The following is a 5,801-nucleotide window of genomic DNA, read 5'->3' as shown; positions in this document are numbered from 1 at the left end:
CGGTCGGTGTGTCTCCGGGTTTTCACATTTCGTACCTACGGCACGAGTTGTTGGCTAGTCTTGGAGGTTACCTATATTTTGCCCCTATGGGGCATTGACTGTGGTTGGTCTGCCGGGGGCTAGCGGTGCCGGTCGGTGGGGCGTCAGGAGGCGGTCGCAAAGCGGACGTGGCATTGGGGGGTGCCGCCTGGTGCTGAACCTTAACCTTAACCTCAACCTCGGCTGGGGCGGTGCCGGGCTAGTCTTGGGGAAGGATGAGGCGGCCCTGCCCCGGCTGCAACCTTAGCCTAGCCGGGGTGGCCCTGCCCTCGTTTTTATTTCGTTGTAAAGCCTTTCCGTGCCGCCTGCGCCCGAATGGCTTGCAGGACGGAGGCTTCCAGGTTGGAGTCCGCTTCTTGTCCGGCTTTTTGGCGCTGGGCATCGATATAGGCCTGCCGCTCCTGGCTGATGTCGCGGATTTGAGCTTGTACTGCTGCCCGCTGCTGTTCCAGGTTTTTCAGTTTGGCTTTGATTTCGGCTTCCGAAAGGCCGTTGAGTGCTTCCGGCAGTGCTTCGGCTTCCTCCAGAACGGCTTCGTCTTCCTGATAGGCATCCACCAGGTCCCAAGAGGTATTTTTATAGCTGGAAGAAGCCTTGAAGGTCGCGCGGTTGGCGGAATTAGCCTTGCCGTACTGCCCGGCGTTCTGATCCTGAGCGATTTGCAGCTCCCGCTTGGCTTGCCCCTGCTGCCCAAAGGGGAGGTAGGTCTGATTGAGGGAGTCATTGAGCTGCTGCAAACGGGCATCGTAAGGTGTTTCAATGTAGGTGGTAACCTCGTTCTGGTTGATGCAGTTGTAGTGCCCGCCGGTCCGCGTTGCGCCGTCTTTCCACTGAAGTTCAATGCCCTGATTGCAGTCGCCGCAGAAAATGGTATTGACAATCACGTCCTTTTCCAGTGCATCTGTACAGGCGGAAGGGTAGGGGTAGGCGCCCTGATTGAACCCTTCGTTACCAGCTATGAAGATCATCCGGGCAGCTTTGTCGTGCCTGCTCCAGCCTAAGTTGCTCAGGGACTTTTGGATTACCGTGCCGCAGTACTCCTGCCCGCCGTTGGTCGTCAGCTGGAATAGGGCCTCAGAAACTTCGTCCATATCGCTGGTGAAAGGCAGGACCTGCCGGACATGGCCTGAAGCCGCGGGAAGCCCGTCATTACCATACTCGTACAGCGCCATCTCCAGTTTAGGCGCTTTACCGTCCTTGCGGGTTTGGCTTAGGGTGACCAGAATGCTCCAGAGCTGGGATTTGGCCTGTTCGATGAGCCCGTCCATGGAGTTGCTGGTGTCTAAAAGCAGGGCGACCTGCATACGCTGTGGCCCGTCGTCCGGGGGCGCCGCTGCCGTTTGGGTTTCCGGCAAACCAGATACCAGCCAGTGCGCCGCTGCCCGGAAGTGGAAAAGGGCAAGCCCGGCGATCAGGAAACTTAGTGTCAGCAAGCGTGGGGAAATGCGGAATGTTTTCATATCGTATTGTTTTTCCTCAATATTCCGGCAAAAAAACAAGAGAAAAAACCACCACTTGGTCAACGGCCCGTTTGGCTTTGGGAAGGCGACGCCCGGCTTTAGGAAGTTGGTTTAAACCCGAAATCTTCCCGGAATGCGTTAGTTGGAGAAAGCTTATCTTTGTTCAGGAAGGAGTGAATGGGATATAGGTTGTGTGTGAGTAAATGCAATCGGGAATCAATTGATTTTGACTTTTGTTGATAAACAAGACATAGAATTGTAAGAACCGATAATTAAGCGTAACTTATTGATTGATAAAAAATGAGGTATGACCGTTGAAACAAAGAAATACAAATTGATTGAAAAAATCACAAGTCTTCAAGACGAAGAGGTCTTGAATAAATTAGAGTTGCTGTTAAAGGAGTATTCCAGTGGAAATGCTATCCTTATGGAAATTGTAAAACCAATGAGGGAGGAGTTAGATATTGAACAATTGAAGTTAGAACAAAACTATAAAGGTTTCAATAAAGAAGAAGTAGATCAGTTGATAAAGGAAATAGATATTCAGGAGCCAATAGAGGATTTACTCAGAATGGTTTAAATTTTGATTGATGAACTATTTCTTTGATACAAACGCCATCCTAATTTACCTTAGGGATCATGTTCAAAAGGATTGGTTAGATAAGAATTATGATCCTTTGGGAGACGACAATACAGCTATGATATCTGTAGTTGTTCTAGGGGAATTAGAGTCTTTATATCTGAGAAATAATTGGGGGCGAAGACGAATAGAAAACTTACGAATATTTCTCAGGAAATTTTTGATAACAGATATCAATTCACGAGATATTGTAAGAAGATATGGTGAAATTGATGCATTTAGACCATGTTTGGACTTTAGTAATTGGTCTGCAAATGTCCCTTTTTTGCTAATACTTCGTTACAGAACCGGGCTTCATAGCGCTGCTATGATCCCGAACCTGCGCCTCGTCTAAGCAAAAAATGAATCATTTTCGACTAAAAGACCAAAATCCCAACATGGTCTTAGCCAGGGAAAATTGAAAGAGAAACGATTAGGAGACTCTTCAAGAAATATGGGTAAGAATGACTTATGGATTGCTGCAACGGCGTCCGTGACTAACTCCAGATTGATTTCTTCAGACAAGGACTTTAATCATTTAAATGGAGAATATCTGGATTTGCTTTTGATTGAAATTTAATCCGAGATTTGTAAAAAATACCTGTTTTAATGCGGATTTAAAGTTCTTATGAAGTATGCTGGTTTATGATTAGATACTTATCAAGTATACTAAAATCATAGCTTCAGACTCTATGTTGATTTTGTGAAAAATCCAAAATGACCACAAAAAAAATCAATTTTGCCATTTTCAACGTATGCTTGGATATTTTGGTTTCCCTATTCATGATTCTTACCCTTTCGGTCAGCGCAACCGCCCAGTCCGGCAGCCTAAGCCGTAGCAAAACCCGCAGTGATTCCACCTATCTGGAAAAGGCCAGTGCCCGTCGGTATACAGCCCCACAGGAAGCCATCCGCCTGCTCAACCGCAGCCTGCAGGAAAGCCTGGGCACGCAGGATTACCGGCAGAGCGCCCGGGCCTATGTACTCCTGGGGCAGATTTACGAAGATATCGGGCAGGCCTCCCTGGCCCTCAACCGTTATCAGCAGGCGATGCCGCTTTGGAATATGCTGGCTGATCCTCCTGAACAGGCCGCCAACCGAAACCGGCTGGGGCGCCTCCAACTGGCAACCGGGCAGTACGATGCCGCCCGGTTGAGTTTTCAGCAGTGCCTGGACCTGCCCGCCGGAGAAGCCATCCACCTGCAATGCCGGGAAGGGCTGGCAGATGTCAAGCGGGCTGCCGGTGCCTTTGAGGAGAGCGAAGCCCTTTACAATACCGTCAATCAGGAACTGGTGGTGCGTCAGGACAGCATCGGTATGGCGCGGGTTTCGGCCAAGCGGTCGCGCAACTTCCTGGACAATGCCGGCGATTTGACCAATGCCCGGGCCTCTTACAATACCTCCATTCAGCAGTTGCCCGAACAGGTGCCGGACTATGAGGATTACCAGTATATCGAGGAGGCTAAGACCGCTCTGGACGAAGCCGTGGAGGACAAGGCCGAACAAAAAAAGCTGGCGCAAAGCACCCTTTCAGAACAGCAAAAGCGGTCCCTGCCCCCTGAGGTGAAGCTCCGGGAGCAGCTGCAACTGGCCAACCTGGAACTGGAGGAAGGCGATGTGGAAGCCGCTGCGGAGGTGCTCGACGCATCCGATGACTTGATCACACCTGCTGTTGACCCCTCCCGGGCGGCAGAGGTGCACAAATTCCGGTCGGAAGTCAAGCTCAAACAGGGCGATTACCAAAGTGCAGTAGCGGCCTATCAGGAATACGTCGAAGCCAATGAGCGTAACCTGGCGCTTCAGCAAAAAGCCCTGAAGCAGCAGGTGGCCATCGTGCAGGAACAAGGGGAAGTCGACCTCTTTATGAAGGATTTTCTATTGCGGCAGACCGAACGAAACCTGCTGCGCAATCAGTTACAGGCCCAACGCTGGATCATCGGTTTGCTGGTGTTGCTGCTGCTGGCGGTGGGCATCGGCTTTGGCATGGTGCGCAAGCAGGAAAAGGAGCGCCGAAAAGCCTATCAGTTGCTGGGTCTGAAGTCGCTGCGCACCCAAATGAACCCCCATTTCATCTTCAATGCCCTCAACAGCATCAATAATTACATTGCCCAACAGGACGAGCGGGCTGCCAATAAGTACCTGTCAGATTTTTCCCGCCTGATGCGGATGGTACTGGAGTACAGCCAAAAGGACTTCATCCCCTTTGAGGAAGAGTTGCGCCTGCTGAAGTTGTACCTCAAGCTGGAGCACGCCCGCTTTGGTGAGCAATTTGAGTACGAGATTGAGGAAGCGCCCGGGCTGAATACTTCCGAAGTGGAAATTCCGCCCATGCTCCTGCAGCCTTTTGTGGAGAATGCCATCTGGCACGGTCTTCGCTACAAATCCGGCAAGGGGCACCTAAGGCTGTCCATCCGACCGACTGCCGACCAACGCCTGCGGATTGAAATCGCCGACAACGGGATTGGCCGGGCGCGTTCCCGATCGGTGAAGACGAAGCGGCAGTCCCAATACCAGAGCACGGGGCTGAGCAATACCCAGCAGCGGATGGCCCTGCTCCATACCCTTTACGATAAGCAGTACGAGCTGTCGATTACCGACTTGCAGCCCGGGGAGGAAGACCCCGGCACTTTGGTCACTCTAAGCCTTCCTCTATGACCGATCTCCTTTCCGCCTTGATTGTTGATGATGAAAAAGACAGCCGCGAGAGCCTGCAAAGCTACCTGGGCAAGTATTGTCCGGAGGTCAGAGTGGTGGGCACCTGCCCGGATATTCAGTCGGCTGCCGAGGCTATTGATGCCCATCAGCCACAACTGGTCTTTCTGGATATCGAAATGCCTTACGGCAACGCTTTCGACCTGCTGGACCAACTGGAGTCCATTGATTTTGAAATCGTTTTCGTCACGGCTTACAGTCAGTACGCCATCCCTGCCCTTAATCTCAGCGCGGCCTACTACCTGCTCAAGCCGATTGATATTGATGAGCTGATTGCGGCGGTGGCCAAGGTGCGTGCTCAGCTGCAGGAGCAGGACCGCCTGGTCCGGGCTGCGGTGCTCCGGGAGCATTTGCAGGGCCGCCCGCACCGGCTTGTCCTGCCGCTGATTGATGGCTTTGAGGTGGTGGAGGCAGCCGACATCCTCTATTGCGAGGCGGCGGACAATTTTACTCGTTTTTACCTGAGTTCGGGCGTTCAGCATCTGATCTGCCGCAAGCTGAAGTTTTACGAGGCTTTGCTGGAGGCGCAGGGTTTTTGCCGTATTCATCGGTCTACGCTGGTGAATTTATCTTTTGTGCAGCGGTACATCAAGGGGAAGGGGGGCACGGTGGTGTTGAAGAATGGGAAGGAGTTGTCGGTGGCGCAGTCTAAGAAGGCGGTGTTTTTGGAGCGTTTGGGGGGTGGGGTTTAGGTGATGACCAAGGATGAAGTTTGCCTGGCTGCGGCTGGGAGAAGGTTAAAGGTTAAAGTGGCTGGGCTGTTAGGGTATACTTTGAGCGTTGGCTTTCCCTGGTAGTATGCCCTAACTTGCGGGTGGGAAGGGTTCGACACTCTACGAGGTCGTAAAACTAGGATGAGGAGGGGGTGACTAATGTTCGACGCTCTACGAGGTCGTAAAATTAGGAGGAGGTTTGGGGTGACTAATGTTCGACACTCTACGAGGTCGATGGGTGGGGAGTTAGGGTATACT

The 5,801-nt window shown here is 51.8% G+C and carries 5 protein-coding genes; 4 read left to right on the top strand and 1 reads right to left on the bottom strand.

Annotated features, from left to right (window positions below; all coding sequences use genetic code 11):
- Nucleotides 1-314: 314 nt before the first annotated feature.
- On the bottom strand, nucleotides 315-1,499 hold the full coding sequence (locus tag MRY86_RS24730; protein WP_293572000.1) for a VWA domain-containing protein: 1,185 nt from the start codon (nucleotides 1,497-1,499) through the stop codon (nucleotides 315-317).
- A 307-nt stretch (nucleotides 1,500-1,806) separates the two neighbouring features.
- Here MRY86_RS24730 and MRY86_RS24725 point away from each other — a divergent pair, with 307 nt between their 5' ends.
- From MRY86_RS24725 to MRY86_RS24715, 4 genes are all read left to right on the top strand, one after another.
- Nucleotides 1,807-2,079, top strand: coding sequence for a hypothetical protein (locus MRY86_RS24725; RefSeq protein ID WP_282776846.1), 273 nt, complete (start codon nucleotides 1,807-1,809; stop codon nucleotides 2,077-2,079).
- Nucleotides 2,080-2,089: 10 nt separating this feature from the next.
- Nucleotides 2,090-2,473 carry a PIN domain-containing protein gene (locus tag MRY86_RS27265; protein WP_363325456.1) on the top strand — a complete coding sequence of 128 codons (384 nt, stop codon included), beginning with the start codon at nucleotides 2,090-2,092 and terminating at the stop codon, nucleotides 2,471-2,473.
- Nucleotides 2,474-2,835: 362 nt separating this feature from the next.
- A complete protein-coding gene (locus MRY86_RS24720) occupies nucleotides 2,836-4,773 on the top strand; it encodes a histidine kinase (RefSeq protein ID WP_293569690.1) in 1,938 nt (645 codons plus the stop codon).
- On the top strand, nucleotides 4,770-5,522 hold the full coding sequence (locus tag MRY86_RS24715; protein WP_293569692.1) for a LytTR family DNA-binding domain-containing protein: 753 nt from the start codon (nucleotides 4,770-4,772) through the stop codon (nucleotides 5,520-5,522). Before MRY86_RS24720 ends, MRY86_RS24715 begins: the two co-directional genes overlap by 4 nt.
- Nucleotides 5,523-5,801 lie beyond the last annotated feature (279 nt).

The sequence above is a fragment of the Phaeodactylibacter sp. genome (assembly GCF_022763345.1).
Taxonomy (GTDB): domain Bacteria; phylum Bacteroidota; class Bacteroidia; order Chitinophagales; family Saprospiraceae; genus Phaeodactylibacter.
This window is presented reverse-complemented; position numbering and strand designations above follow the sequence as displayed.

Excerpts from the sequence above, each read along its gene's own strand:
- MRY86_RS24730 (WP_293572000.1), bottom strand. The coding sequence starts at position 1,499 with ATGAAAACATTCCGCATTTCCCCACGCTTGCTGACACTAAGTTTCCTG.
- MRY86_RS24725 (WP_282776846.1), top strand. The coding sequence starts at position 1,807 with ATGACCGTTGAAACAAAGAAATACAAATTGATTGAAAAAATCACAAGT.
- MRY86_RS27265 (WP_363325456.1), top strand. The coding sequence starts at position 2,090 with ATGAACTATTTCTTTGATACAAACGCCATCCTAATTTACCTTAGGGAT.
- MRY86_RS24720 (WP_293569690.1), top strand. The coding sequence starts at position 2,836 with ATGACCACAAAAAAAATCAATTTTGCCATTTTCAACGTATGCTTGGAT.
- MRY86_RS24715 (WP_293569692.1), top strand. The coding sequence starts at position 4,770 with ATGACCGATCTCCTTTCCGCCTTGATTGTTGATGATGAAAAAGACAGC.